The sequence below is a fragment of the Cellulosimicrobium funkei genome (assembly GCF_001019615.1).
In the GTDB taxonomy this organism is placed as follows: Bacteria; Actinomycetota; Actinomycetes; order Actinomycetales; family Cellulomonadaceae; genus Cellulosimicrobium; species Cellulosimicrobium cellulans_E.
In genome coordinates this window covers 1-24455 of the sequence record NZ_JNBQ01000019.1, presented here as the reverse complement: position 1 = coordinate 24455, position 24455 = coordinate 1, and the positions used below count along the sequence as shown (strand labels likewise).

The following is a 24455-nucleotide window of genomic DNA, read 5'->3' as shown; positions in this document are numbered from 1 at the left end:
GCGCCGCGTCACAGCGCGGCGATCAGTGCGCTGCGGGCCACTCGTCGATCGTGGAGCGGCCTGAGGGCCAACCGCACCAGAACGAGCGCGTTGTCGTCGCCCGCGATGCGGTTGACGCTGAGTCCGCTGCACGTCAGGCACTGATGGATGATCAGCCATTCACCGTCGGGGCGTGCGGTCAGGCTCAGGGCCTCCATCCTGCCGCGGCAGTCAGCGGCACGGTCACCGGGAGTGCGGCGGTCGACGTGGAGGCTCGTCAGGCAGTTCGGACAGTGGTTCCGGTGTGCGCTGCCCGGAGCGTCGAGAGAGACGTCGAGCCGGCAGCTCACGCACCGGAAGTCGTTGCTCCGGTGTCGGCCGTTGGCGTGCAGGACGGTCTTGTGCCGCTGAGCACGGCCCTGCCGGGGGTACTTTCGTCGTGGCATGTCAGGTCCTTCCGGACGCGGGTCGCTCAGAGTGTTCCGAACGACTCGAGAGGAAACGGGGGCTCGGCCAGAGGCCGGACGGCCATCCGCATGAGGATGATCTGGTTGTCGTCGGGGGCGACCGGACTCGAGGTCAGGTGCGCGCAGGCGACGCAGCGATGGATCAGCATCCATTCGCCGGTCCGGAGCACGGCGATGGCGATAGGCCTCATGCGCGAGCCGCACGGGGTCTCTGCCTCGGTCGGCGCGACGTCGTGCCTCGAGTAGAGGCAGACGGGGCAGTGGTTTCGCCACCGGTCCTGCGGTGTGCGTGCCGGCACGCTGAATCCGCACTGGACGCAGGAGAAGGTCTCGAGAGAGGAGACGTGGCGGCTCGGGGTGTGCGACGAGTCTGTGTTGTTGCAGGACGACGAGTCTGTGTCGTTGCTGGACACCGGGGTGCTCCTTGCTGGAAGAACGTACGAAGACAGCAAGAGCAGCCGAACGACCTCTGACCCACGCGTCCCCGACGGCGCGCAGACGATCCATGTCCGCGCCGCGGCCGGGTCGCCGAAGAGGGCCCTGGGAGCGCACCGGGAGTCCGTCCCGGGGGACCGCCGCATGATCGCGGCAGCGTGGACGGAGCTACGCGGAGCGAAGAGGTCGCTCGGCGAGGACCGAGGTCAACACACGCACACCTTGTCTAGGGCTCAGGGCCCGGTCTGGGGCCGACGGGGCCCGGGAGGAAGATCCTGTCGATCGTATCGGCCCACGATCGTGCGACGCCCGGGATTTTCGACCCGACCGCCCTCCGCCAGCGCGTCGTAGGCCGCAACAGGCTCGCGAGCATCGGATCGTCAGCCTGTCGACGGGCGCGCGCCGGGACTCACCGCGCCATGGCGCGCCGGCTGCGCACCGCGTGGGTGGCCCGCGCGACGATGACGGCATGAGCACGCACGCGCACGGCATCCACCACACGATCGACTACGTCGAGCTCCCCGTGACCGACCTCGCCGCGGCACAGGCCTTCTACGGCGCGGCCTTCGGCTGGGAGTTCGTCCCCTACGGCCCCGGGTACGCGGGGATCCGCACGGCCGCGGAGTCGGGTCCGGACGAGGCGGGCGGGCTGCGTCTGGCGGAGGCGGCCGACGTCTCCCGGGGTGGGCCGCTCGTGCTTCTGTTCTCCGCGGACCTCGACGCGACGCTCGCCGCCGTGCAGGGCGCGGGTGGCCAGGTGGTCGAGGGCCCGTACGAGTTCCCCGGCGGCCGACGGTTCCACTTCCTCGACCCGAGCGGCAACGAGCTGGGGGTCTGGGCGACGTCCTGAGGACGACGCCGCGTCAGCCGCCGAGCAGGAGCGACACCCCGATCGTCGCCATGACGACGGCGATCGCGCCGTCGAGCACGCGCCACGCGCCGGGACGCGCGAACACGGGCGCGAGCAGGCGGGCCCCGAAGCCGAGCGCCGTGAACCACAGGATGCTCGCGACCATCGCGCCCGCTCCGAAGAGCCACCGGGCCGCGTCGGGGTCGCCCGCCGCCCCGGCGTGCGCGGCGGCGTAGCCCGCCGCGAGCGACCCGAGGAGCAGCACGGTGTCGAGGTAGACGTGCGGGTTGAGCCAGGTGAGGGCGAGCGACGTCCCGACGGCGGAGCGGGCGCTCGTCGCGCCGGCGCCGGACACCTCGCCGGATGCTGTGTCGAGCCCGCCGGGCCGCAGGGCGCGGCGGGCCGCGAGGGCCGCGAGCGTGAGGAGGAACGCGGCGCCGCCCCAGCGCACTGCGGTGAGCAGCGCGGGTGCGCCGGTCACGAGCGCGCCGAGCCCGGCCGTCCCAGCGGCGATGAGGACGAGGTCGGAGAGCGCGCAGACGAGCACGACGGGCAGGACGTGCTCGCGGCGCAGGCCCTGGCGCAGCACGAACGCGTTCTGCGCCCCGATCGCGACGATGAGGGACAGCCCGGCGGCGAGACCGGCGGCGAGGGGCGAGAGAGCGGCGAGCACGCCCTCGACGGTAGGCATCGCACGAGGTGAAGTACAGCGAAAGATTCTGAACTTCCCTAAGATCTGCTTCATGGTGGACCTCCAGCCCGACCAGCTCCGCACGCTCGCCGCGATCGCCGCCGCCGGGACGTTCGAGGCCGCCGCCCAGCGGCTCGGGGTCACCCCGTCCGCCGTGAGCCAGCGTGTGCGCGCGCTCGAGTCAGCCGTGGGCCAGGTGCTCGTGCGGCGCGGGAAGCCCGCCGAGCTCACGCCCCCGGGCCAGGTGCTCGTCCGGCACGCGCGCCACCTCGCGCTCCAGCAGGCGGACGTGCTCACGGAGCTGGGGATCGGGGCCGCGGGGCGCGACCCGGCCGACGCCGACGATGCCGCCGCGCCGCTGCCCGAGGTCACGCTCGTCGTCTCCGGCGACGCCCTGACCACCTGGGCCCTGCCCGCGCTCGTCGAGGCGTCGGGATGGGCCCGGCTCGAGGTGCTGCGCGAGGACGAGGAGCACTCCATCGGCCTCCTGCGGGACGGGACGGCGGTCGCGGCGGTGACCTCGGTCGCCGAGGCCGTCCCGGGCTGCCGCTCGACCCTGCTCGGCCAGATGCGTTACCGCCCCATGGCGAGCCCCGCGTTCGTGGCGCGCTGGTTCCCGGACGGCCCGACCCCCGCCGCGCTCTCCCGCGCACCCGTCCTCGCGTTCGACCGCAAGGACGACCTCCAGGAGCGCTACCTGCGGCTGCGCGCGCAGCGTGCAGCGGGGACTGAAGCGGGGACTGAAGCGGGGACAGCGGCGGCAACGGTGATCGACCCGCCCCGCCATGACGTCCCCGCGTCGAACGAGTTCCGCCGCGCGATCGAGCTCGGCATGGGCTGGGGGATGCTCCCCGACCTCCAGAGCGCCCGGGCCGAGCGCGCCGGGCGCCTCGTGGGCTTCGACGACGCCCGGGCGATGGACGTGCCGCAGCACTGGCAGCAGTGGCGCCTGCACTCGACGTCCCTCGACCGCCTCGCGGCGGCCGTCGCGCGCGCGGCTCGTGCGGCGCTCGGCGCTCCCTGACGTCCGGCCGCCACCCGCTCCCTCAGACGCCCGCGAGCGCCCGCACGACGTCGGCCGCAGGCCCGTCCGACGCGTTCCGGTAGCCGGTTCCCGCCCACAGGTGCAGGCGGTCGGCATCGCCCGCTGCTGCAGCAGCCTGCCGCAGTCCCCGGGTCAGGTGGTGCACCGCGGGGTACGCGGCGGGTGCGGTCCCCCGGTGGCGCTCGACGAACCCGTTGCGCAGCGCCCGCGCGGGCCGGCCGGTGAACGCGCGGGTCAGGACCGTCTCGGTGAAGGCGGGGTCCGTGAGGGCGCGACGGTACGTGGGCGACGTGCCGGCCTCGTCGGTCCGCAGCAGCAGCGTGCCCACCGCCACGGCCTGCGCCCCCGCGTCGAGGAGCGCCCGCACCGCGGCGGGGCCGTCGACACCTCCTGCGGCCACGACCGGCAGGTCCACCTCGCGCCGCACCCGCCGGACGAGCTCGGCCGTCGCGACGGGCTCCGGGTACCGGGCGGGGTCGTGGACGGCGCTGTGCCCGCCCGCGTCCGGGCCCTGGACCACGAGACCGTCCACCCCGACGTCGCGGGCGATCCGCGCCTCGTGGGGCGCGGTGACGCTGGCGAGCACCCGGGTCCCGACGTTGCGGAGGGCGGCGACCGCGGCCCGGTCGGGCAGTCCGAACGTCAGCGACACCACAGGCACCGGGCGCGCGAGCAGGAGGGCGAGCTTCTCCTCCCAGCGGTCGTCGTCGACGACGGGCGTCGGGTCGAGCGTGACCCCGAGCGCGCCAGCCTCCGGCGCGAGCTCGGCGGCGTAGGCGGCGAACGCTCCCGGGTCGACGGCGTCCCGCGACGGCACGAACAGGTTCACGCCGAAGGCCGGAGCCGCAGGGCGCAACGCCTCGATCTCCGCCGCGAGCGCCTCGGGCGTCCTGTACCCGCCGGCCAGGAACGGGAACCCACCGGCGGACGCGACGGCGGCCGACAGGGCGACGGTCGTCGGGCCACCGGCCATCGGCGCCGCGGCGATCGGAAGCGGGGAGTCCAGGAGAGGCGCGCTCATGGTCGGATCCTCCCAGGTCGACGGAACGGCTCTCCCCGCCGACGTCGGACGCGTCGGTACCGCCGACGGGCGCCGGGCGCCGCCGCACGGGGCACACTCGTGGGGTCCCCGCTCGCAGTGCCGAGCGACCTCCCCGCACCGAGGAGCACGATGGCGTTCTTCTTCCGCACCGGCGCGACGACGTTCCGCGCGAGCCCGCACGTGGGCGGGGCGTGGCGCACCGACGAGCAGCACGTCGCGCCCGCGCTCGGTCTGCTCGCGCACGTCGTCGAGACCGACCGCGTCGCCCGTGGGCGGGACGACCTCGCGGTGTCGCGCCTCTCCTACGACATCTGGGGCGTCTTCCCGATCGGTGACGTGGAGACGCGGGTCCAGGTGCTCCGCCCCGGGCGGGGCGTGGAGCTCGTCGAGGCGACGCTCTGGTGCGCTGGCCGCTGCGCCGTCTCGCTCCGGGCGTGGCTCGCGCGGACGGGCGACACCGCCGACCTCGCCGGCGGCACGCCGGCACGCGTGCCCGGCCCCGACCGGACGCCGCCCTGGGACCCCGCGACCGTCTGGCCCGGCGGCTTCATCGACTCCATCGAGGTCCGCCGCACCGCGGTCGAGCCCGGACGCGCGACGGTCTGGGTGCGCACCGACGTCCCGCTCGTCGCCGACGAGGAGGTGGGTCCGCTCGCGCGCACCGCCGGTCTGCTCGACGCCGCCAACGGCATGGCCGTGCGCGCGAACCCGCGGGAGGTCGCGTTCCCCAACGTCGACCTCACCGCCCACCTGTTCCGCGCGCCGCTGGGCGGCTGGGTCGGCCTCGACACCACCGTCGTGTTCGGGGCGTCTGGCACGGGCGTCACGCGCGCGGCGCTGCACGACGAGGACGGGCCGTTCGGGACGCTCGCCCAGTCGCTCGTCGTCCGCTCGCTGGTCCCGACGGAAGGCGCGGCACCTATCGGCGCGTGACCGCCCCGCCGGAGCCCCCCGCGCGTGACGCGTCGAGCACGCAGCGCTCGAGGTCGCGGACGACCTGCTCGGCCGTCGCGTCGTCCAGGCGCGTCGTGTCGGCGGTGAGGACGACGTCGATGCCCCCGCCCGGGGCGTCCACGAGGTGCAGCGTGAGGGTGACGCCGCCCTGCTCGTCGGACGCGTCGGCGCGCGCGAGCCGGCGCGACCGCGTGGGGCGGGCGCGCAGCGTCCGGTCGGGTCCGGTGCCGCGGCGGTCGTTGTACCAGCAGGTGCCGTCGTGGGCGGTCGACGGGTCGGCAACGGCCTCCGCCTGGAGCCGGTCCTTGTCGTAGTACGCCGACCGGTACGCCGTCATCGCCGCGCGCCAGACCCGCGTGCCCACCTCGTCGAACGGCGCGTCGAGGCCGTCCACGTGCACCAGGCCCTCCATGGCCGTCGTCACGACCGCCTCGGCGAGCTCCCGGCGGAAGCGGTTGCTCACCATGACCTGGAGCGCGAGGTCGTCACGGCCCGCGGCGAGGGCGAGCGCCCGGCACGACGCCGCGAGCAGGACGCCGGACGCGCTCGTCCGCCAGCGCGCGGCCACGCGCTCGGCCGCCGGCCCCAGGCGGCGCGAACGCAGGACCGTCTGCCGGTACCGCGGCCTGCCGTCGGGCGCCTCGACGGGGCGTGGCGCGAAAACCTGCGCCGGGGCGGCGCGCATGGTGCGCAGGGTACGGGCGCGCGCGGCGGCGTCGTGCCGTCGTCCCTCGTCCGACGTCTGCCAGGCCGCCTCGTCGAGCGGCGTCCACGCCCCGGGGTCCGGCAGCACGCCGCCCGCGGCGAGAGCCGTGAGGTCGGCGTCGAGGACGGGCAGCCCCCAGCCGTCGAGCGCGGTGTGCGCGACGACGAGCGTCGTGTGGTGCACCGCGCCGTCCACCGTCACGAGACCCGCCCGCACGGGCAGCTCGGTCGGGTAGTCGAACGCGCGGCCCCAGAGCTCGTCGCGCAGCCGTGCGCCGCACGCGGCGACCTCGTCGACGTCGGCGACCCGCTCCTCGACGACCTCGACCGTCCCCGCACCGCACAGCTCCTGGACGAACCCGTCGCCGCGCGGGTGGATCCGCGTCCGCAGCGAGTCGTGCCGCTCGACGAGCGCGCGCACGACGGCGGTCGCGGCCTCGGTCGGCACCGGCGCGTCGAGCGGGCCGCCCCACACGAGGTTGAACTGGTGGTCCAGCGGCTCGAGCGCGGCGAGCGCGCGCCGGATCGCGGTCTGGCCCCACGTCGCGGGCGCCTCGCCCGCGCGACCGCCGACCTCGAGCTGGTGCACGACCCTCACCACGTACCTCCCCCGCCGACCCGCACCGTGGGCGACGGCTGCTCCACGCCCCAGACCCGGGTGCGGAGCGCGTGCGGCCGCGGCCCCGGCGTCGCGCAGGCGGCGACGGCGCCGGCAGGTGCCGCCACGTCGCTCACCCACCACTCCTGGCCGCGCCACGGGCCGTCGTCGGCCCGCACGATCCCGGGCGCCCGGACGTCGAGCCCGAGCACGTCGAGCAGCCGCCCCCCGACCGCCTTGGCGCACGCCTCCAGCCGCGAGAACCGCCGCCACAGGTCCCCGTCCGCGTCCGACCGCGCGTCCCCCGGGGCGAGGAACCGCGCGGCGAGGCGGTGGACGTCCACGCGCGGGTCGCGCACCTGCACGTCGACGCCCACGTCCGTCTCGGCGAGCGCGACGAGCGCGTGGTCGCCGCTGCGGCTGAGGTTCCATCGCTGCCCGACGACGGGACCCGGCTTCCCGTGCGCCCCCACCTCCCAGCGCACGTCCGCGGGCCGCAGGCCCGTGCGCGCCGCGAGGAGCTCGCGCGCGGCGACGTGGGCGCGCACGTACCGCGCGGCGTCGGCGGGCGAGGCGAGCCGCCGGGCGCGGTCACGCTCCGCCGCGTCCAGCACCTCGGCACCGAGCACGGCGTCACTCGCCGTCGAGCACGACCTTGCTGTCGGAATGGAGCCCGGAACGACACTCATGTCGTGTTCGGCGGGGGGCGGGGTCGTGTCGACGAACCACAGATCCACCTCGGGCACCGGGTCGACCGCGCTCATGCGACGAACTCCGGCAGGTCGTCGCCGAGCCCGTCGGGCTGCCGTGCGGACAGGATCTCGACCGGGACCTCGACAGCACACGCGTCCCGCGCCGTCACCACGACCTCCACCTGGCCGTCGACCGCGCGGACGCCGACCGGGCGCAGGTCCGCGACGCCGTGGTGCGCCCCGGGGACGTCGTCCGGGCCGACGGCGAGCACGGTCGCCGTCGCGCCCCGGCCCGCGGCGACCCCCGCGGCGGAGTCCTCCAGGACGAGGCAGCGGCTCGGGTCGACGCCGAGCAGCCGCGCCCCCGCGAGGAACCCCTCCGGGTCGGGCTTGCCGCGCGCCACGTCCTCCGCGCAGACGAACCGCGCCGGCACGGGCAGGCCGGCGGCCGTCAGGCGCGCGAGCGCGACCTCGCGCGCCGCCGACGTCACCACCGTCCAGGCCCGCGGGTCCAGGCCGTCCAGCAGCGCTGCGGCGCCCGGCACGGCCACCACGCCCTCGGTGTCGTCGCACGAGATGCGGTGCAACCACTCGACCTCGCGCACGACGTCGGCGTCCGGCGCCACGAGGCGGACCACCTCGACGTCGCGGCGGCCGTGCGACGCCGTGACCACCGCGTCGCCGTCGAGCCCGAGCCGGGCCGCCCACGCGAGCGTGTGCCGTTCGATCGCGGCGGACGAGTCGACGAGCGTCCCGTCGAGATCGAGCAGCAGGGCCGCGCCACGCCACGCCCACGCGCCCGCCGACGCGCGGTCCGACGGGGCGCGGTCCGACGGGGCGCGGTCCGACGGGGCACGGTCCGACGGTGCGGTCGGGGTCGCGCTCACAGCAGCGTCCCCGCACGCGCGAGCCGCGCCTCGGCGTGGACGTCCGCGTACCGCTGCGCGGGTCCCGCCGCGTGCTGCACGCCCAGCGCGGCCGGGCTCGGCCGGCCCGGCGCGTCCCCGTCCGCGCGCGTCACGACCGGGAGCACGTGCGCGACGCCGTCACCCGCGAGCGCCACCAGGAGGTCCGCCGCGGTGTGGGTCGAAACGTCGGCCGGGTGCGCCGGGGCCCCGTGCGGCTCGTCCGTCGTCGCGCGCGGCGGCGTGGCAACCGTCCCGCGCGACGCCCACAGCCCCCGCGAGACGTAGCGGCGGCCGGGATCGACGCCGAGGAGCCCACGCGACTCGACCTGCTCGCACGCGAGGATCTCGACGACGGCACGGCGACCCGGCCCGTCGGGTGCCGCGAGTGCGTCGGGCGCGTCAGGTGCCGCGGGACGGTCGGACCGACCGGAGGGCGTCGCACCGACGCCCACGGCGTCGTCGGGCCCGGCGACCCGGTGCTCGGCGGCACCGTCGAGGTCGACCTGCGCGCCGAGACGTCGCACCGCGGCCTCGGCACGCGCGCCGCACGCCGGGCAGTCGTGCACGACGACGCGCACCGGCACCGCGGGGCCCGCCGCCCGGCACACGACCTCGGCGTCGCGCTCCCCGAGGAGCCGCGCGGCGGCGAGCGCGGCCCGTTCGAGGTCGGTGCCGGCCGCGCCGTCGCCTCCATCAGCCCCGACGACCGGTGCCGAGCCCGGGGTTGTGGGCGGCCCGGGCGTCGAACCCGCCCTCGACCCCGGGTTCGGCGCGGTCGACGTCTCGCCCGCGATCAGCGCGTCGAGGCCGAACGCGACGAGCTCGTCGACGAGGTTCTCCGGGCGGTCGGCGGGGAGGAGACCGGAGAGCACCCACGTCCGGACGGCGGCGGCCCGGTGCGCCGAGGCGTCGGGGCCGGCGGGCGGAGGCCAGTCCGTGCGGGCGACGTCGTGACCCAGCAGCCAGCACGCCGCGCCGAGCTCGCCGAGCGCGGCGCGCGAGACGCGGCCGAGCTCCGGGGACGCGCCCGCGACGAGCAGAGACACGTCGTGCGCGACGGTCGCCGGGTCGACGCCGAGCCACCACGACCACGCGTCCCAGCCCCAGCCGAACGGGTGCTCCAGCGGTTCGCCGGCGCCCGGACGGAGCACGCGCAGCGTGCAGCGCGAGCGCTCGAGCGTGACCGCGACCGGCCGGAGGGTCGCCGGCGAGCGCGACGGCTCGCGGTCGAGGCCCGGGCGGTCCCACGCGTCCGCGTCGACGGCGTCGCCCGCCGGGACGGTCGCGTGCCGGGCGCCGTGCGCGTCGTTGCCCGCGAGGCTCGGGCCGTCGCCGTGCTCCAGCAGGTGCGGCAGCGTCGCGACGACGGGGTAGCCCTCGCGCGCGCAGAACGTCACGACGGCCTCGTCGTCGTCCCGCTCGTCGTCGGGCAGGGCCGCGAGGTGCGCGGCGAGGCGCAGCGCGCCGTCCGCGGGGAGGACGAGGCCGAGCGTGGGCACCCACTCGTCGTGGCTGAGCGGCGCCCACGCCTGCCCGGCGGCGGCCGCCGCACGCACGAGGTAGGCGTTGCGCGGGCTGTTCCAGTTCGAGTAGAGCGCGACGGCGTGCCGGTCCCGGGCGCGCACGGCGCGCAGGACGAGCTCGGCGAACCCCGGGACCGGTGTGACGTCGTCCTGGAGCACGAGGTGGTGCGTCGCGCCCGGCGCGACGGCGGCCCACGCGCGCTTCGCGGTGCGCAGCGGGCTGGGCGGGCCGTCGGGGTCGGGGTCCTCGACGACCCGCACGTCGAGCGGCGCGCACGCCGCGACCAGGTCCGAGACGTCGCCCCGCGCCGGGTGGTGCATGACGACGACACTGAGCACGGGCTCGGAGGCGTCCGAGCCCGGACCGGCCGCCGTCCGCGGGACCGCGACCGTTCCCGGCACGCCGCGGACGGGCACGTCGCGGACCGGCACGTCGCGGGCCGGGGCGGTACGGATCGGCACACTCTGGACCGGCGGCGTCGTCCCCCGCGCGCTCACTGCTCGACCTCCACGGCCGAACCAGCCGTCTCGGCCGGCACGTCGGTGGCCCGCCGTCGGACGAGGCGCACCGCGACGGGGAGCATGACGACCAGCCCGACGACGTTCATCACGGCGATCGTCGTGTACAGCGCGGTGGGACCGCCGCCCGCGCGCGCCAGGATGCCGCCGACGCCGAGCGAGACGGCGTGGTAGAGCACGTTGAGCGTCACGGCGACGCGCCCGTACCCGAGCTGCTCGAGCAGGGTCAGGAGGAAGAGCACGAGCCCGACACCCGCGTACGACGGCCCGACCACGCGCAGGTAGAGCGCCGCCTGCGCGGCGACGTCCGGGTCCGCGGAGAGCTGGCCCGCGACGACCGGCGCGGTCAGGAGGACGAGCGCCCCCACCACCACGTACACGCCCGCGACGACGACCGTGCCCGCGCGCAGCGTGCGCGGCAGCAGGCCGAGCTCCCCCGCCCCCCACTGCTGGTTCATGACGATGCTCACCGCCGCGGCGAGCCCGATGGCCGGCACGATCACGAGCGTCTGGACCGTCGCGGCGCCGCCGAACCCGGCGACGACGTCCGTGCCCGACGGCCCGAGGACCCACACCATGACGAGGTTCGTCACGGTGAGCAGGAGGTAGGACAGTCCGACCGGCAGGCCGACGCCGAGGAGCAGCCCGCGCACGTCCACCCGCTCGACCACGGCGCCCCCGGGAGGAACGTCCGACGTCGTCGGCTCGGCGGCCGGCGCCGTGGAGGGTGGGGGCGGGGGCGGCGTCGTGGAGGGTGAGGGCGGGGTCGGCGTCGTCCACGACCCGGCGGGCAGGGCGCGGAGCGCCCGTCGCCACGCCGCGGCGAGCCGCTGCGGCGCGGGGTGGTGGCGCAGGGCGAGCAGGCGTCGCAGGCCCGGGACGTGCCCGGGCCTCGGGAGCAGGTGGGCGCGCACGAGGAGCGCCCACGCGACGGCCGCGCCGACGAGCGTGGAGCCCGTGATCGCGACCGGGACCGCGAGCGCGCCGAACCCGCCCACGAGCCCGACGAGCCACACGACGAGCACCTGGAGCCCCGCGACGAGCAGCGCCACGGTCGCCGACGCCCCGGTGCGCGCCCACCCCCGCAGCGCGGCGGCCGCGACCGCCGTCGGGACGGACAGCACGCTCGCGACCACGGTCCAGCGCGCGAACGCGACGAACTCCGCGACGAGCGGCGCAGGCACGGACAGCACGTCGGCGAGCGCCGGGGCGGCGAGGACCACGAGCAGGGCGACCCCGCCGAGCACCGCCGCACCGCCACCCACGAACCGCCCCAGCAGCGCCGTGGTGGCCGACGTCGGCACAGCGGTCGCGCCGTCGTCCTCCGCTGCGCCGTCCTCCGTGGCCCGGGCCCGCGACCCGTGCAGGCGCGCGAAGCCGACCTGCGTCGAGACGTCGAGGCCCTCCTGGACCGCGAGCACCAGGAACGTCACGGGGATGAAGAGCGACCGGACGTAGAGCGCGTCGTCGCCCATGTGCCCCAGCAGCGCCGCGATCACGAGCTGCGCGAGCGCTCCCACGACGAGCGCCGCGCAGATCGGGGCGGCGAGTCGCACGACGCGGCGGCGCAGGACCCCGACCGTCGGCTCCGCGGTGGGTGGCGGTGGCACGGGCGGAAGTGCCTCCGGCCGCGGCGAGGCGGTCGCGACCGGGGTCGCGTCCGCCTCCCTAGACGAGCTCGGCATGCCGTGCCCTGCCCTGCAACCAGCCCTGCGCGAGGGTGAGCCGCTGGACGGTCCGCGTGCCCTCCATCATCTCCAGGCCGGGCACGTCGCGGACCAGCTTGTCGAGGTACGGGTGCTCCCACCGCGCGCCGGGGCCGAGCAGCGCGGGCACCGCGTGCGTGACCTCCTCCGCGAGATCGAGCGCGGTGGCCTTGGCCGCCGCGGGCAGCGTCCCGTCCGCCGCGTCCGCGTCGGCGGCGCGCGCCGCCTGGAGCACGAGGGCGCGCGCGGCGTGGAGCCGGTCGTCGAACGTCTCCAGGCGCCACCGCTCGTCGGCGGTGAACGACGACCGCTCGGCGCGCACGTAGTCGAGCGCCGCCTGCGTGACGCCCACCGCGAGCGACGCGACGACGGGGCGCAGGCGGTTGAAGGTGCGCACCGCCCCGAGGAGGCCGCGGCGCGACGGCGACAGGTGCCGCCCGAGCGTGTCCTGCGCGAGCAGGGGGACGTCGCGCAGCCGCACCTCGCCGAGCTGCACCGCGCGCATCCCGGTCGTCACGAGCGGCGCGGCGTCGAAGCCCGGCCGGTCGGTGTCGACGAGGTAGACACCGACGCCCAGCGGGCCCGGGCGGTGCCTCGCGAACACGACGCCGAGGCTCGCGCGCGCGACGTTGCCCACGTACTTCTTGTGGCCGCGCAGCACGGGAGCGCCGTCGGCCTCGACGACCGCCGTCTCCAGCGCCGCGGCGTCCGAGCCGCGGTCGGGCTCGGTGAGGCCGAAGAAGGTCCAGGTGCCCGGCTGCGCCACGCGACGGTAGAAGCGGTCGCGCTGCTCGTCGTCGGCGAGGTCGTCCAGGACGACCCCGGACATGGACGGTCCGGGCGCCCCGACGACGACGGACGCGTCGCCCCAGGCGAGCGCCTCGGCGACGACGACGCGCTCCACGCACGTGCGCACGTGCACCGGTACGCCCCGCACACGCAGCGGGTCGTCGAGGTACCCCGGCGGGAACCCCCCGAGCTGCCGGTACGGCAGGGCGCCGGAGTCCAGGAGGACCTGGAGCGCCGCGGGGTCCGCGTCGATCGCGAGGGCGTGCTCGCGGAGCGCCGCGCCGACGGGCCGCAGGTGGTCGCGCAGCGCGACGAGGTCGACCGTGGTCATGCGTCCTGCCCCTCCCGGCTGTGGTGTGTCTCGGAGCCGCGGCCCGGCAGCGTCCCGCTCGCGTGGCCGAGCAGGTCGATCGTGCGCGCGAGCCGCGCGGCGTCGCCGTCGACGTACCCCGACGCGCCGAACAGGTTGTGGACGGCGCGCGACGAGCGGTCGAGGACCGCCGTGACGCGCGCGAGCGAGGACCCGGAGACCACGGGGCGTCGGTCCGGCGACCCGGCAGCCGGGGCCTCGTCCCGCGACGCGACCCCGCCCAGGAGCGACTGCACCTCGAGGTGGGCGAGCGCCGCGTCGGCGAGGACGAGGCGGACGGGCGGCAGGTTCACCGTCGCCGTGCCGCCGACCGTCCGGCCGCGCAGCCGCTCGACCGCCCGGTCGGTCAGACGCTCGCACAGCCCGGTCCGCACCCACGCGACCCCGACGCGCCAGGCGGCGTCGGCCGCGCTGGTCGCGGTGCCCGCGTCGGCGGCGGGTGCGGCAGGTCCGGGTACCTCGGCGGCGCGCGCGGCCGGTCCGGGCGCCACGGCGGCGCAGGGTGCCCGCCACACGAGCAGCGTGCCGACGTCCGACGCGACCTCGCCGACCCGCGCCCACCCGCCCGACGGCGGGACGTCGTCGGGCAGCAGGACGCACTCGCCCGGCAGCGCCGCGACCGGCAGCAGGCGTGCGAGCGCGGTGAGCGCCGCGACCGCGCCGAGCTCGCGCGCGACGGCACGGAGGTCGGCGAGGCCGTCCACGCGGACCGCTGCGCCGCCCTCCTCGGGCAGCACCCCGCCGGCGGCGACGGGGGCGACGACGTCCGTGCTCATGCGAGCACCGCCTCTCGGGACAGGTCGTCGGCGTCCGGGGAGGTCGCCGCGACAGCGCGGGGGCCGAGCACGAGCGAGCAGCGGTAGCCCAGCTCGAGGCACCGCTCGTGCAGGACGACCGGCGCGTCCGGGACGTCGTCGCACGCGGCGAGGACCTCCCACACGCCCGTCGCCGCCGCACCCGGGTCGGCGTGCAGGACGATGACGCCGTCGGTGTCGGGGACCTCGCCCGGGTCGACGTCGACGCCGAGGACGACGCGCCGGGCGTCGGGCGACGCCTCACGCCCCGGCTCCTGGGCGACGTCGTGCGCCTCGGCGGCCGGACGGGGCCCGCGGGGCGCGCGCGCGACCGACAGCGCCTCGACCGGCCGCCCCGCGCCGTCGTGCCCGACGACGAGAGCGACGACGCGGTCGCGCGCGGGGACGCGCGTCGCCGTCGGGGGCAGCGTGCACTGCTCCAGGACGAGCACCAGGGCGTCGCCCTCGAGCCCGACACCCTGCGGGCCGCCGTGCGCGAGCTCCTCGTGCGCGAGCCGCAGCGCGGTGAACGGTCCGGCCAGCCCCTGCTCGGTCACGCAGAACGTGTACGGCCGGTCGTCGAACAGGTCGGCGACGAACCCGCCGAGCAGGCGCTCGTGCTGGAGGTCGGGGGTCGTGACGACGAGGACGACGAGGCGCACGTCGTCGAGCAGGCCCCGCTCCGCGAGCGCGGAGCGTGCCGCACGGATCATCGTCGGGTAGTCCCGGCCCGGGCCGGTCTCCAGCCAGTCGGTCGGCTGCCCCTCCCCGTACACGTACCGCAGGTCCTCGGCGACCGACCGGCGCGTGCCGTCCCCGACGGGGACGAGGTCGTCGACCGGGACGTCCACGACGCCCCGCACCCGCAGGACGGCGCCGTCGGGCGTCGTCCAGGATGCTGCCCTGCTCCCGCCCCCGAGCGTCACGTCAGTTCCGCGTCGAGTGCTCGACGACGAAGTCCGTCAGCGAGCCCACGCTCTCGAGGTGGTGCTGCTCGAGCGACTCCGGGTCGACCTCCATGTCGAGCGAGTCCTCGAGGGCCATCAGCAGGCCGAGGACGCTCGTGGAGTCGAGGTCGAGGTCGTCGAACAGACGGGTCGCGTCCGTGACGTCGGGCAGCGGGCGCCCGAGGACGCTCGACAGCGCCTCGACGACCGCGCCGACGACGCGCTCGCGGCCGAGGGCCTCCTGGGACTCGGTGTTCGTGCTGGTGCTCACGATGTTCCTCCGGGGTGGTGGGTCGGGCGCCCGCGATGACGGACGGCGGCAGGTTGAGGGGTCGATGACGGCCGGACCGGACGGCGGGTCAGGGGGCGGCGACGGCCTCGGCCGGGGCGACGCGCGCGCCGAGGTCGTGGAAGACCTGGCGGGACAGGAGGTCGTCGGGCGTGTCCGCGTGCCGCACGAGGAACGACTCGTCGCCGAGCGTCAGCACCTCCGCGGGGTAGCCGTGGCTGAGGAAGTGCACGGGCGACGCCGTCGCGCCGTACGCGCCGGACCGGTCGACGGCGACGAGGTCGCCGGCCGCGAGGTCCGCCGGGAGCGGGACGGCCTTGCCGATCGTGTCGTTGGGCGTGCACAGCGGGCCGGTGACGTTCCACGGCACGTCCTCGGCGCCGGACGCGGGGCCCACCTTGCGCATCGGGAAGTTGCGCTTGACGAACGACCCGATGCCGACCGCCGCCATGTGGTGGTTGGTCCCGCCGTCGGCGACGGCGAACCGCTCGCCCATCGACTCCTTGACGTAGCGCACGCGCGCGACGTACGTGCCGCACAGCGCCACGAGGTAGCGGCCGAGCTCCATGACGAGGTCCGTCGCGGGGTGCCGCTGCACGAACGCCTCGACCACCGGGTTGAGCGCCGCGGTGAGGACCTCGACGTCGAGGTCGCGCTCGCGCTCGAAGTACGCCACGCCCAGTCCCCCGCCGACGTCGACGAGCTCGAGCGGGAACCCGAGCCGGTCCGCGAGGCGCTCCGCGAGCTCGAAGATGCGCGTCGTGTTCTCGACGATCGTGCCCTCGTCGAGGATGCGCGTGCCCATGTACACCTGGACCCCGACGACGCGCGCCGTCGTCAGCCCGGCGCACAGGTCCGGCGCGTCGAGGAGCTGCTGCTCGTCGATGCCGAACTGACGCGGCTTGCCGCCCATCGTGAGCCCGGAGCCCTTGACGGAGAACGACGGGTTGACGCGCAGCACGACGCGCGCGGGCCGCCCGGTCGCGCGGGCGAGCTCGTCCACCAGCGCCAGCTCCGGCAGCGACTCGACGATGATCGCGCGCACGCCCGAGTTGAGGCACGCCACGAGCTCGTCCCGGCTCTTGCCCGGCCCGAGGAACAGCACGTCCTGCGGCTCGACGCCCGCCGCGAGCGCCGTGCGCAGCTCGGTGAGCGACGACACCTCGGCGTTCGCGCCGAGCGAGTGCAGCAGCCCGCAGATGCTGACGTTCGGGTTCGCCTTGAGCGAGTAGAAGATCCCCAGCGCGGGGTGCAGCCGCTCGCGCAGCGCGCGGTAGTTCGCGGCGAGCACGTCGCCGTCGTACACGTACACGGGCGTGCCGAACTCCTCCGCGACCGCGGTGAGGTCCGCGCTCCCGGGCGTCGGCCGGCTCGGCGTCGCGGTCATCGGGGGTCTCCTTCGGTCGGGTCCGCGGTCGGTCCTGCGGTGGTGCGCCCGGCCAGCCGCTCCGTCACGGCGCGGTCGAGGCGGGTCAGCGCCTGCTCGTCGGGCGCGACGAGCAGGCCGTGGAGCCGGCCGGCGAACGTGCCGCCCGGGGTCGGGGACGACGCGCCCGCGTTGACCGTGCCCGTCCCCTGGACGACGAGGCCCGCCTGCCCGGCCGCGCCGGGGAGCAGGTCGCCGAGGACGTCGTGGAGCGCCGCGAACGACAGCGGGGCGTCGAGCACGAGCGGGTACTGCCGCGCGAGCGCGACCCACCCCTGCGGCTGGAACCGCTCCTGGAGAGGGACGGTGTACGTGGACATGTTGCTGCGCGCGTTGATCTCCAGGACCGGCAGCAGCGAGCCGTCCGTCCGCACGAGCGCGTCGACGCCGACGAGCCCGTGGAAGCCGTCGGCGGCGAGGCGCGCGCCGAGCCGGCCCGACAGCGCGGCCAGCGCGTCGACCTGCTCGGCGGGCAGGCGCGACGGGATGCGGTGGCCCTTGTGGACGCCGCCCTCGGTGATCGCCTCCTTGACGAAGTCGAACGCGACCGAGCCGTCCTGCGCGACGGTGAAGTGGTAGTTGAGGTCGGTGGCCTTGTCCGCCCAGACCTCCACCACGACGGCGAGGCGGTCGTCGCCCGAGCGGGCGGCCCGGCGCGTGACCATGCGCACGAGCTGGTCGAGGCGGCGCGGGTCGTCCACGACGAGGATCCCCTTGCCGGAGACCCCGTACGCGTCCTTGACGCCCACGGTCGCGCCGTCCGCGACGAGCCGGGCCGCCTCGGCGCACGCACGCTCGAAGTCCTCGACGGTGCGGCACGCCCAGCCGCGGGCCTGCTCGATCCCGAGCTCGTCGCACAGCCCTCGGCTGTAGACCTTGCTGTTGACGGCCTTGGTCGTCGCGGCGTCGGCGAGCACCGAGCGCAGCCCGGTCGCGACAGCGAGGTCCTCCTCCGCCGACGACGTCCCGTGCGCGAGGAGGCGCACGCCGTCTGCCGCGAGGTCGCGCAGGCGCGCGAGCAGCACGGGCGAGTCGAGCGCGTCGAGGGTGACGGTGCGCAGCGGGTCGCTCGACTCGGCGACGTGCACGGTCGGGAGCCCGACGCCGAGCGCGTCCAGGTGGGCGAGGTGGTCCGGGTCGGGCTCGGCCTTGAGCACGACGTGGTCGCCCGGGCCGGCGAGGAGCAGCGCGAGCTCGTCCATGCGGTTGACGAGCGCGGCCGTCGCCGACGCGCCCCCGACCGAGGGCAGGCCGACCTCGCCGACCGCCCACGCGTCCTCGACCTCGAAGTTCCCGAGCAGCACCAGCGGGGCGTCGGGCGCGCCCGCGAGCGCGCGCTTGGTCCGCGCGAGGAACGGCTCGGTGCCGTCCGCCTTCAGGGCATCCGGGGCAGCGTCCGTGTCGGCGGCCTCCGCCACCTGCTCGACCGTCATGCGGGCTCCTCCGTCTCGTGGGGCGCGTAGCGCAGGACCATGGCGGAGAACGTGGCACCCAGCCCGACCGCCACCATGAGGAACGGGTCGCCGGGGCGCAGCCGGCCCTCGGCGCGCGCGGCGGCGTAGCCGATGAACGAGTCGGCGCCGAAGCAGTGGCCCGTCACGGGCACGTCGTCGAGCCGGACGCGCGCGATCGGCAGCCCGAGGCGCGAGCACAGGCGCCGCCAGGACACGCGGTTCACGTTGTGCGGCAGGACGAGCGCGAGGTCGTCCAGCGTCAGGCCCGCGCGCTCGACGGCCTCGACCACGACCTCCGCGAGCACCTCGGTGTACGCGACGCCGAACGGGCCGGCGAGGTCCTCCGGGAGCGGGACCTGGTGGTACTCGCCCAGGGTGCGCGTCGCGTAGGACAGCACGGGGCTGCCCGCCCGCGCCGCGACCCCACCGGTGGCGTCCGCCGCCACGAGGACGGCCGCCGTGCCCTCGCCCATGATCGTCGTGCCCTCGATGAGGCGGGACCCGGGGCTGAAGGCCTTCTCGCCGGTGAGGACGAGCGCGAGCGCGTCGGGGTCGCCGTCGGCGGCCAGCAGGCGGCCCGCGACGTCCACGGCGAGCAGCGCCGACGCGCACGCGTGCTGGGTGAGGGTCCACACGACCGCGTGGTCCAGCCCGAGGCGGTCGGCGGCGTCGTGCAAGGGGTTGACCCCGACCGGGGCGACGGTCGCGATGGTCCGTGCGCCGAGCACGTACCGGACGCGGTGCTCGTTGCCGGCGAGGCCGGGCACGGCGCGCGCCGCGGCGACGAGCAGGTCGGTGAGGCTCTCGTCCGGCGCCGTGCACACCTCACGGAGCCCGAAGAAGCGCTCGAACACGCCGAGCTCGAGGTGGTCGAGGCCCAGCTCGTCCGCGAGGTCGCGGATGGGCACGCGCGTCGCGGGGACGTGCGCGCCGACGTCGACGAGGGTCGTCATGCCGCGGTCCCGGGGACGTCCACGACGCTGCGCAGGTGCTCGGCGAGCGCGCGGGGCGTCGGGTTGTCGACGACGGCCTCCGGGTCCAGGTCGACGCCCAGCGCGTCCTCCAGGTCGCCCAGCAGGGCCAGCACCTGGACCGAGCCGAGGCCGAGCCCGGCGAGGTCGCCCGTCGGGTCGACGTCGGCCGGGGCGATCCCCAGGGCGGCGGCGACGTGGCGCAGCACGAGGTCGTCGAGGGCGTCGGGCAGCGGCGCGGTCATGAGCGGGTCCCTGCGAGCTCGGTGCGCGCGCGGTCCCGGGACGCGCGCAGGGAGTGGAGCTCGGCGAGGTCGCCCCCGCCGTGCAGGTCGCGCGCCCGACCGCGCTGGATCTTGCCGCTCGTGGTCCGCGGCACCTGGCCGGGGCGCACGAGGACGACGTCGTGCACCGCGGCGCCCGAGACGGAGGCCAGGTGGGAGGCCATCTGGCGCACGACGGCGTCAAGCTCGTCCTCGGCGCTCGCGCCGTCGAGCCGCGCGCCCGGCGTGGGCCGGAACTCCTGGACCGCGCACAGCGTGCCTGGCAGCCCCTCCGCCTCGAAGACGGCACCCGGACGGCCCTCGGCGCCGGGGTGCAGCCGCCGCAGCTCGCGCTCGAGGTCGTAGGGGTACAGGTTGCGCCCCGCGACGATGAGCAGCTCCTTGATCCGGCCCGTGACGACCAGCTGGCCGCCGTGCAGCGCCCCGAGGTCCCCGGTGCGCAGCCACGGGCCGGTGCCGTCGGCGGCGACGGCGCCGAACGTCTCGGCCGTCGCGCCCGCCGCCGCGTCGCCCCAGTACCCGGCCGCGACGGTGCCGCCGCGCAGCCAGACCTCCCCGACCGCGCCGTCCGGCACCTCGACGCCCCGGTCGTCCACGAGGCGCAGCTCCACGCCGCTCGGCAGGCCGCAGCACACGAGCCGCGCGCCCGGGACGCTGCCCCGGCCCTGCGCCGCGGCGTCCGGGAGGGCGGACAGGAACGACGCCTCCTCGAGCACGACCAGGCGGCCGTCGGCGAGCGCCGCCTCGTCCGCGGTGATGACGAGCGGGAGCCGGCGGTCCGGGTACGTCGCCGTCAGCGTCGCCTCCGCGAGGCCGTACCCCGGGCCGTGGGCCGACCCGCGGAACCCGACGGGCTCGAACCGGCGCGTGAAGGCGTCCAGGACGGCAGGGTCCACCGGCTCGGCACCGCCCAGCGCCCAGCGCAGGCGGGTCAGGTCGAGCTCGGCGAGCTGGTCGTCGCGCACGCGCCGCGCGCACTGGTCGTAGCCGAAGTTCGGCGACGCCGTGACGGTCGCCCCGGTCTCCGTGATCGCGGAGAGCCAGCGGACGGGGCGCTTGAGGAACGCCGTCGAGGGGACGATGACGGCCGTCGCGCCGAGACCCAGGGGGACGAGCAGCATCCCGACGAGGCCGAAGTCGTGGTATCCCGGCAGCCAGCTGCAGAAGACGTCCTCCGGGACGAGGCCGAGGGTCGTCGAGAAGGCGTCGTGGTGGTGCAGGACGTTCGCGTGCGTGACGACGACGCCCTTGGGGCTGCTCGTGGACCCGGAGGTGTACTGGAGGAACGCGACGTCCTGCGGGCCCGGGCGGCCGCGCCGGGCCGGGCCCTCCGTGGCGCCGTCGACCACGGTCACGACGACGGGGCCGCCGTCGGCGCGCCGCAACGGCTCCGCCCACTCCGTCGTCTCGGTCGCGGCCGTCGGGTCGACGAGCACGACGGCCGCGTCGCAGTCGACGAGCATGCCGCGCACGCGCTCGCGCTGGTACGCCTGCCCGCCCGGGAGCGGGGACGGGACGGGGATCAGTCCCGCGTAGAAGCAGGCCACGATCCCGACGACGAACGACGCGGTCGCCGAGTAGAGGACCAGGGCCCGGTCGCCCGGCTCGTGCCGCGCGGCGAGGCCGGCCGCGAGCGCCGCCGCCTGCGCGTCGAGCTCGGCGTAGGTCAGCGTGCGCCGCTCGCCCACCTCCGGCACGACGACGACGGCCGCGTGGTCCGGCCGCTCGCGTGCGTGCTCGTGGACGAGGTCCACGAGGGTCAGGTCGTCGGGCTGCGCGCCCATGTGGCCCCCTCCGTCACCCGCGCCGGGTCCGTCCCGGCACGTTGGACGCCGGGCAGCACGAAGCCCGACCCGGCGGTCCGGGGGAAGCCTCGCAGCGGACGGACGCGGTGTAAACAAATCCGACGTGTCCGGAAGAGGACAAATACCCGTTGACCTCCCAGTTCGTCACAAGGGTCCGACCGCCGGGACGGCTCTCGGCGCCCTCGAGGAGGTCGACTACAGTCACACCGTGTGACGTCGTCGGAGCGGGACCCGGTGCTCGGCGCCAGGCGCTCCGCGAGGGCCGTCGCGCTCCGCCGCGCTCGTGCCGTCCTCGTCCTCGACGACGGCAGCGGTGACGACCCGGACCCGCTGTGGGAACGCGTGCGCGACCGAGCTCGCCGGGGGGCGCACGTGCGGGTCGTGACGGTGGAGCCGGCAGCGCCGCCCCGCGTCGGGCCGTCGGACGACACCCCACCCGCCGACGCACCACCCGCCGGCGGGCCCGCCGGCGACGGACCGCTCGCGGGTGCACCTCCGGTCGCCGACCACCGCCCGGGACCCGCCGCCCCGGACGACGCGCCCGACGGCGGACCCGTTGTCGAGCACCGCGTGGCCCCGGCGCTGCCCCTGTCGCTCGTCGCCGTCGACGACACGGTCGTCCTCGTCGCCCGGCCGGACCGCACGCGCGCCGTGACCGACCGCGACGCCGTCCTCGCGCTGCGGGCCCTCGCCGAGTCCGAGTGGGACCGGGCGCGGGCGGCCGACGACGCGCTCGCCCCGAGCGAGGACACGCTGCTGCGGCTCCTCGCCGAGGGCAAGACCGACACCGCCGTCGCCGCGCGGCTCGGGGTGTCGCCGCGGACGGTCCGACGTCACGCGGCCGGGCTCATGGGACGCCTGGGCGCGACGAGCCGGTTCGAGGCCGGGGCGCGGGCGGCCCAGCGCGGCTGGATCCGGATCACCGACCGCTAACGGGCGGCGGCCGCCGCGAGCTCGGCGTCGCTGCGCAGGATGCAGAACTCGTTGCCCTCCGGGTCGGCGAGCACCACCCAGCCCCCGCCGTCGGGCGTGCGCCGGTCCGCGACCTGCGTCGCCCCGAGCGCGAGCACGCGCTCGACCTCCTCCTCGCGCGTGCGGTCGGTGGGCCGCAGGTCGAGGTGGACGCGGTTCTTCAGCTCCTTGTCGTCGGGCACCTCGACGAACAGGACGTGCCCGCGGCTCTCGACGGGGGTCGCGGCGTCGGCCGGCGGGATGATCATGCACTCCTCGTGGCCGGGGAGGTTGGGGTCGCCGGGCACGTCGGTGTACCCGAGGACCTGGGCCCAGAAGACGGACTGCGCGTAGGAGTCGCGCGCGTCGAACGTGGTGTGGGAGATGCGAGAGGTCATGGGCGCGACCCTGCCACGCCCTCGCCGCGCGGGCACCGCCTTTTCGCCCGAGACTGGCGCGCGTGAGCGCATCGACGAGGCACGTCGCGTGGACCGGCTGGGACGACGACCCGGACCGCCTGGAGGCCGCGACCGTCACCGTGCGCGACGACCGGCTGGCGGCGCTCGGCACGTCGCGCGCGGCGGCGTACGCGACCGCGTGGGCGCTGCGCACCGGCCCCGGCTGGGTGACCGAGCACCTCGACGTCTCCGTGCGCGGGCTCGGGTGGTCTCGCCACCTCGACCTCGTCCGGACGCCCGACGGCGCGTGGCGCGCCGACGTGCGCGAGTCGGGGACGCCGCCGTCGGGCCTCGCCGCGCCCGGGATCGCCGACCCGGCCTCGCTCGACGGCGCGCTCGACTGCGACATCGCGCTGTGCCCCGTCACCAACACGATGCCGATCCTGCGCCTCGGGCTGCTCGGCGACCGCCCGCCGGCGGGCGAGACGCGCCTGGTCATGGCGTGGGTCGACCTGCCGTCCCTGGCGGTCCTGCGCAGCGACCAGGTCTACGCCGCGCGCGAGCCGCTCGACCCCACGACCGGTCAGGGCGTCGTCACGTACACGAGCGCCACGCGCGACTTCACGGCAGACCTCGCCGTCGACGCCGACGGCCTGGTGGTGGACTACCCGCACCTGGCCCGCCGCCTCTAGCCCCCGGCCTCCCCCGGCCCTCCCCCGGCCTCCCGCCGAGCACGACATGGAGGTCGTTCTCCGGCCCTTTCCGTCCGTCAGGTCGTGCTCGACGGCGGGTGACGTCGTGCTCGGGTCAGTCCTGCGGCGGGCGGCGCAGGCGCTTGACCTCGGTGCGCCGCTTCTTGGCGCCGATCCGGCGCTCGACCGACCCGCGGGTGGGCCGGGTCGCGCGGCGCGGCGGCCCGGGCGGGGCGACGGCGTCGGCCAGCAGGGCGGCGAGCCGCGTCCGTGCGGCGTCCCGGTTGCGCCGCTGCTCCCGGTGCTCGGACGCCGTGACCGTGACGACGCCGTCCACGACCCGCCGGCCCAGACGGTCCAGCACCCGTGCGCGCTGGGACTCCGTGAGCACCGCCGACCGCGCGACGTCCCACGACAGCTCGACGCGCGAGTCCGTCGTGTTGACGCCCTGCCCGCCGGGCCCGGACGAGCGCGAGAACCGCCACGACAGCTCCGCCTCCGGGACGACCAGGGTGGTCGTCACGCGCAGGCCGGGGCGGGCGTCGTCGGGCATCCGTCCATCGTGCCCGACGGCGCCCCGCGCGGCCCAGCGGATTCGTGCCCCACCGCGTGCCACCGGTCGACCGGCGGCTCGCCCACCGACGGCGTCCTCAGCGGTCGAGCTGCGCGTCGATCTCCGCGACGCGTGCCGCGACGAGGTCGCGGACGACGTCGTCGGGCAGCGGGTGGTCGCTCGAGAACCGGACGGTCCCCTTGGCGTGCGAGAAGCCGTCGAGCCGCGGCTCGACGGCGGTCACGGCGGCGGGGCTGAACGGGTAGACCGCGAGGTGCTTCGCCGACGCCATGGCGCTGAGCAGCGCCTTGCCGCGGTGGAGCAGCGCGGGCATGCCGTAGCTCGTGCCCTCCGTGGCGTCGGGCACGACGTCGCGCGCGACCCCGACGACGCGCGCGAGCGTCGTGCGGTCCGGCTCGTCGACGCCGGCCAGGTAGTCCGTGACGGTCCCCATCGGGACATCGTCCCGCCGCCTGCGGCGGACCGCTCGGCGAGCGGGACGGTCCGTCCGACCTGCAAGATCACAGTGCGCCCACCTTGACCTCAACCGTGGTCGAGGTCCTAGCGTGGCTGCATACCGACGGAAGGAACCTGAGGAACCATGCCTGTCTACACTCT

26 protein-coding genes are annotated in these 24455 nt (G+C 76.5%); 5 read left to right on the top strand and 21 right to left on the bottom strand.

What is annotated here, in order from left to right; genetic code table 11:
• Window positions 1-8: 8 nt before the first annotated feature.
• Complete coding sequence (locus FB00_RS13525; protein WP_047233448.1) at window positions 9-425, bottom strand: RNHCP domain-containing protein; 417 nt, start codon at window positions 423-425, stop codon at window positions 9-11.
• 26 nt (window positions 426-451) lie between these two features.
• Complete coding sequence (locus tag FB00_RS13520) at window positions 452-859, bottom strand: RNHCP domain-containing protein (RefSeq protein WP_047233447.1); 408 nt, start codon at window positions 857-859, stop codon at window positions 452-454.
• A 491-nt stretch (window positions 860-1350) separates the two neighbouring features.
• On the opposite strand from FB00_RS13520, the gene FB00_RS13515 reads away from it, so the two are divergent.
• Window positions 1351-1731, top strand: coding sequence for a VOC family protein (locus FB00_RS13515; RefSeq protein ID WP_047233446.1), 381 nt, complete (start codon window positions 1351-1353; stop codon window positions 1729-1731).
• A 13-nt stretch (window positions 1732-1744) separates the two neighbouring features.
• Here FB00_RS13515 and FB00_RS13510 read toward each other — a convergent pair whose 3' ends face one another.
• A complete protein-coding gene (locus FB00_RS13510) occupies window positions 1745-2422 on the bottom strand; it encodes a LysE/ArgO family amino acid transporter (RefSeq protein WP_047233445.1) in 678 nt (225 codons plus the stop codon).
• Window positions 2423-2474: 52 nt separating this feature from the next.
• Here FB00_RS13510 and FB00_RS13505 point away from each other — a divergent pair, with 52 nt between their 5' ends.
• Complete coding sequence (locus FB00_RS13505; RefSeq protein WP_047233444.1) at window positions 2475-3446, top strand: ArgP/LysG family DNA-binding transcriptional regulator; 972 nt, start codon at window positions 2475-2477, stop codon at window positions 3444-3446.
• A gap of 22 nt (window positions 3447-3468) precedes the next feature.
• Here FB00_RS13505 and FB00_RS13500 read toward each other — a convergent pair whose 3' ends face one another.
• Window positions 3469-4488: an NAD(P)H-dependent flavin oxidoreductase gene (locus FB00_RS13500; protein ID WP_047233443.1), complete on the bottom strand. Its 1020-nt coding sequence runs from the start codon at window positions 4486-4488 to the stop codon at window positions 3469-3471.
• A 150-nt stretch (window positions 4489-4638) separates the two neighbouring features.
• On the opposite strand from FB00_RS13500, the gene FB00_RS13495 reads away from it, so the two are divergent.
• Window positions 4639-5442 (top strand): thioesterase family protein, encoded by an 804-nt coding sequence (locus tag FB00_RS13495; protein WP_047233442.1) that lies wholly within the window; start codon window positions 4639-4641, stop codon window positions 5440-5442.
• Here the strand turns inward: FB00_RS13495 and FB00_RS21215 are convergent.
• From FB00_RS21215 to FB00_RS13420, 14 genes are all read right to left on the bottom strand, one after another.
• Entirely contained in the window at window positions 5429-6757 is a 1329-nt protein-coding gene (locus FB00_RS21215) for a condensation domain-containing protein (RefSeq protein WP_197088812.1), read from the bottom strand. The two genes, FB00_RS13495 and FB00_RS21215, sit on opposite strands and share 14 nt — an antisense overlap.
• A gap of 5 nt (window positions 6758-6762) precedes the next feature.
• Window positions 6763-7395: a 4'-phosphopantetheinyl transferase family protein gene (locus tag FB00_RS22380; RefSeq protein WP_052877670.1), complete on the bottom strand. Its 633-nt coding sequence runs from the start codon at window positions 7393-7395 to the stop codon at window positions 6763-6765.
• Window positions 7396-7526: 131 nt separating this feature from the next.
• A complete protein-coding gene (locus FB00_RS13480) occupies window positions 7527-8345 on the bottom strand; it encodes an HAD-IA family hydrolase (RefSeq protein WP_156186409.1) in 819 nt (272 codons plus the stop codon).
• On the bottom strand, window positions 8342-10351 hold the full coding sequence (locus FB00_RS21210; RefSeq protein WP_052877669.1) for a hypothetical protein: 2010 nt from the start codon (window positions 10349-10351) through the stop codon (window positions 8342-8344). Before FB00_RS21210 ends, FB00_RS13480 begins: the two co-directional genes overlap by 4 nt.
• Window positions 10352-10383: 32 nt before the next feature.
• Window positions 10384-12018, bottom strand: a complete 1635-nt coding sequence (locus tag FB00_RS21205; RefSeq protein WP_052877668.1) for an MATE family efflux transporter — start codon at window positions 12016-12018, stop codon at window positions 10384-10386.
• A 58-nt stretch (window positions 12019-12076) separates the two neighbouring features.
• Window positions 12077-13234 carry an acyl-CoA dehydrogenase family protein gene (locus FB00_RS13460; protein ID WP_047233441.1) on the bottom strand — a complete coding sequence of 386 codons (1158 nt, stop codon included), beginning with the start codon at window positions 13232-13234 and terminating at the stop codon, window positions 12077-12079.
• Window positions 13231-14049 carry an acyl-CoA dehydrogenase family protein gene (locus FB00_RS13455; protein WP_047233440.1) on the bottom strand — a complete coding sequence of 273 codons (819 nt, stop codon included), beginning with the start codon at window positions 14047-14049 and terminating at the stop codon, window positions 13231-13233. Before FB00_RS13455 ends, FB00_RS13460 begins: the two co-directional genes overlap by 4 nt.
• Complete coding sequence (locus tag FB00_RS13450; RefSeq protein WP_156186408.1) at window positions 14046-14993, bottom strand: hypothetical protein; 948 nt, start codon at window positions 14991-14993, stop codon at window positions 14046-14048. Before FB00_RS13450 ends, FB00_RS13455 begins: the two co-directional genes overlap by 4 nt.
• Window position 14994: 1 nt before the next feature.
• The gene (locus FB00_RS13445; RefSeq protein WP_047233438.1) at window positions 14995-15285 is read right to left on the bottom strand and encodes an acyl carrier protein; all 291 of its coding nucleotides are present in this window, start codon (window positions 15283-15285) and stop codon (window positions 14995-14997) included.
• An 88-nt stretch (window positions 15286-15373) separates the two neighbouring features.
• Complete coding sequence (locus FB00_RS13440; RefSeq protein ID WP_047233437.1) at window positions 15374-16690, bottom strand: type III PLP-dependent enzyme; 1317 nt, start codon at window positions 16688-16690, stop codon at window positions 15374-15376.
• Entirely contained in the window at window positions 16687-18162 is a 1476-nt protein-coding gene (locus tag FB00_RS13435) for an ATP-grasp domain-containing protein (RefSeq protein ID WP_156186407.1), read from the bottom strand. The genes FB00_RS13440 and FB00_RS13435 overlap by 4 nt, the downstream gene beginning before the upstream one ends.
• Window positions 18159-19136: a 3-oxoacyl-[acyl-carrier-protein] synthase III C-terminal domain-containing protein gene (locus FB00_RS13430; RefSeq protein WP_047233436.1), complete on the bottom strand. Its 978-nt coding sequence runs from the start codon at window positions 19134-19136 to the stop codon at window positions 18159-18161. Before FB00_RS13430 ends, FB00_RS13435 begins: the two co-directional genes overlap by 4 nt.
• A complete protein-coding gene (locus FB00_RS13425) occupies window positions 19133-19399 on the bottom strand; it encodes an acyl carrier protein (protein WP_047233435.1) in 267 nt (88 codons plus the stop codon). Before FB00_RS13425 ends, FB00_RS13430 begins: the two co-directional genes overlap by 4 nt.
• A complete protein-coding gene (locus tag FB00_RS13420; protein ID WP_047233434.1) occupies window positions 19396-21222 on the bottom strand; it encodes a fatty acyl-AMP ligase in 1827 nt (608 codons plus the stop codon). The genes FB00_RS13425 and FB00_RS13420 overlap by 4 nt, the downstream gene beginning before the upstream one ends.
• 231 nt (window positions 21223-21453) lie before the next feature.
• Here FB00_RS13420 and FB00_RS22375 point away from each other — a divergent pair, with 231 nt between their 5' ends.
• On the top strand, window positions 21454-22176 hold the full coding sequence (locus tag FB00_RS22375) for a helix-turn-helix transcriptional regulator (RefSeq protein ID WP_052877667.1): 723 nt from the start codon (window positions 21454-21456) through the stop codon (window positions 22174-22176).
• On the opposite strand, the gene FB00_RS13410 is transcribed toward FB00_RS22375, so the two are convergent.
• A complete protein-coding gene (locus tag FB00_RS13410) occupies window positions 22173-22592 on the bottom strand; it encodes a VOC family protein (protein ID WP_047233433.1) in 420 nt (139 codons plus the stop codon). The two genes, FB00_RS22375 and FB00_RS13410, sit on opposite strands and share 4 nt — an antisense overlap.
• A 62-nt stretch (window positions 22593-22654) precedes the next feature.
• On the opposite strand from FB00_RS13410, the gene FB00_RS13405 reads away from it, so the two are divergent.
• Window positions 22655-23284 carry a putative glycolipid-binding domain-containing protein gene (locus FB00_RS13405; protein WP_047233432.1) on the top strand — a complete coding sequence of 210 codons (630 nt, stop codon included), beginning with the start codon at window positions 22655-22657 and terminating at the stop codon, window positions 23282-23284.
• A 115-nt stretch (window positions 23285-23399) separates the two neighbouring features.
• On the opposite strand, the gene arfB is transcribed toward FB00_RS13405, so the two are convergent.
• Both arfB and FB00_RS13395 read right to left on the bottom strand, forming a co-directional pair.
• Window positions 23400-23837 carry an alternative ribosome rescue aminoacyl-tRNA hydrolase ArfB gene (arfB, locus tag FB00_RS13400; RefSeq protein WP_047233431.1) on the bottom strand — a complete coding sequence of 146 codons (438 nt, stop codon included), beginning with the start codon at window positions 23835-23837 and terminating at the stop codon, window positions 23400-23402.
• Between the two features lie 97 nt (window positions 23838-23934).
• A complete protein-coding gene (locus FB00_RS13395; protein WP_047233430.1) occupies window positions 23935-24291 on the bottom strand; it encodes an iron chaperone in 357 nt (118 codons plus the stop codon).
• Window positions 24292-24455 lie beyond the last annotated feature (164 nt).

What these genes read in the sequence shown, in the direction of transcription:
- FB00_RS13495 (WP_047233442.1), top strand. Translation starts at nt 4,639, where the DNA reads ATGGCGTTCTTCTTCCGCACCGGCGCGACGACGTTCCGCGCGAGCCCG.
- FB00_RS13435 (WP_156186407.1), bottom strand. Translation starts at nt 18,162, where the DNA reads ATGACGGTCGAGCAGGTGGCGGAGGCCGCCGACACGGACGCTGCCCCG.
- FB00_RS13515 (WP_047233446.1), top strand. Translation starts at nt 1,351, where the DNA reads ATGAGCACGCACGCGCACGGCATCCACCACACGATCGACTACGTCGAG.
- FB00_RS13460 (WP_047233441.1), bottom strand. Translation starts at nt 13,234, where the DNA reads ATGACCACGGTCGACCTCGTCGCGCTGCGCGACCACCTGCGGCCCGTC.
- FB00_RS13425 (WP_047233435.1), bottom strand. Translation starts at nt 19,399, where the DNA reads ATGACCGCGCCGCTGCCCGACGCCCTCGACGACCTCGTGCTGCGCCAC.
- FB00_RS13455 (WP_047233440.1), bottom strand. Translation starts at nt 14,049, where the DNA reads ATGAGCACGGACGTCGTCGCCCCCGTCGCCGCCGGCGGGGTGCTGCCC.
- FB00_RS13410 (WP_047233433.1), bottom strand. Translation starts at nt 22,592, where the DNA reads ATGACCTCTCGCATCTCCCACACCACGTTCGACGCGCGCGACTCCTAC.
- arfB (WP_047233431.1), bottom strand. Translation starts at nt 23,837, where the DNA reads ATGCCCGACGACGCCCGCCCCGGCCTGCGCGTGACGACCACCCTGGTC.
- FB00_RS13440 (WP_047233437.1), bottom strand. Translation starts at nt 16,690, where the DNA reads ATGACCGCGACGCCGAGCCGGCCGACGCCCGGGAGCGCGGACCTCACC.
- FB00_RS13505 (WP_047233444.1), top strand. Translation starts at nt 2,475, where the DNA reads ATGGTGGACCTCCAGCCCGACCAGCTCCGCACGCTCGCCGCGATCGCC.
- FB00_RS13500 (WP_047233443.1), bottom strand. Translation starts at nt 4,488, where the DNA reads ATGAGCGCGCCTCTCCTGGACTCCCCGCTTCCGATCGCCGCGGCGCCG.
- FB00_RS13420 (WP_047233434.1), bottom strand. Translation starts at nt 21,222, where the DNA reads ATGGGCGCGCAGCCCGACGACCTGACCCTCGTGGACCTCGTCCACGAG.
- FB00_RS13525 (WP_047233448.1), bottom strand. Translation starts at nt 425, where the DNA reads ATGCCACGACGAAAGTACCCCCGGCAGGGCCGTGCTCAGCGGCACAAG.
- FB00_RS13430 (WP_047233436.1), bottom strand. Translation starts at nt 19,136, where the DNA reads ATGACGACCCTCGTCGACGTCGGCGCGCACGTCCCCGCGACGCGCGTG.
- FB00_RS13395 (WP_047233430.1), bottom strand. Translation starts at nt 24,291, where the DNA reads ATGGGGACCGTCACGGACTACCTGGCCGGCGTCGACGAGCCGGACCGC.
- FB00_RS13510 (WP_047233445.1), bottom strand. Translation starts at nt 2,422, where the DNA reads ATGCCTACCGTCGAGGGCGTGCTCGCCGCTCTCTCGCCCCTCGCCGCC.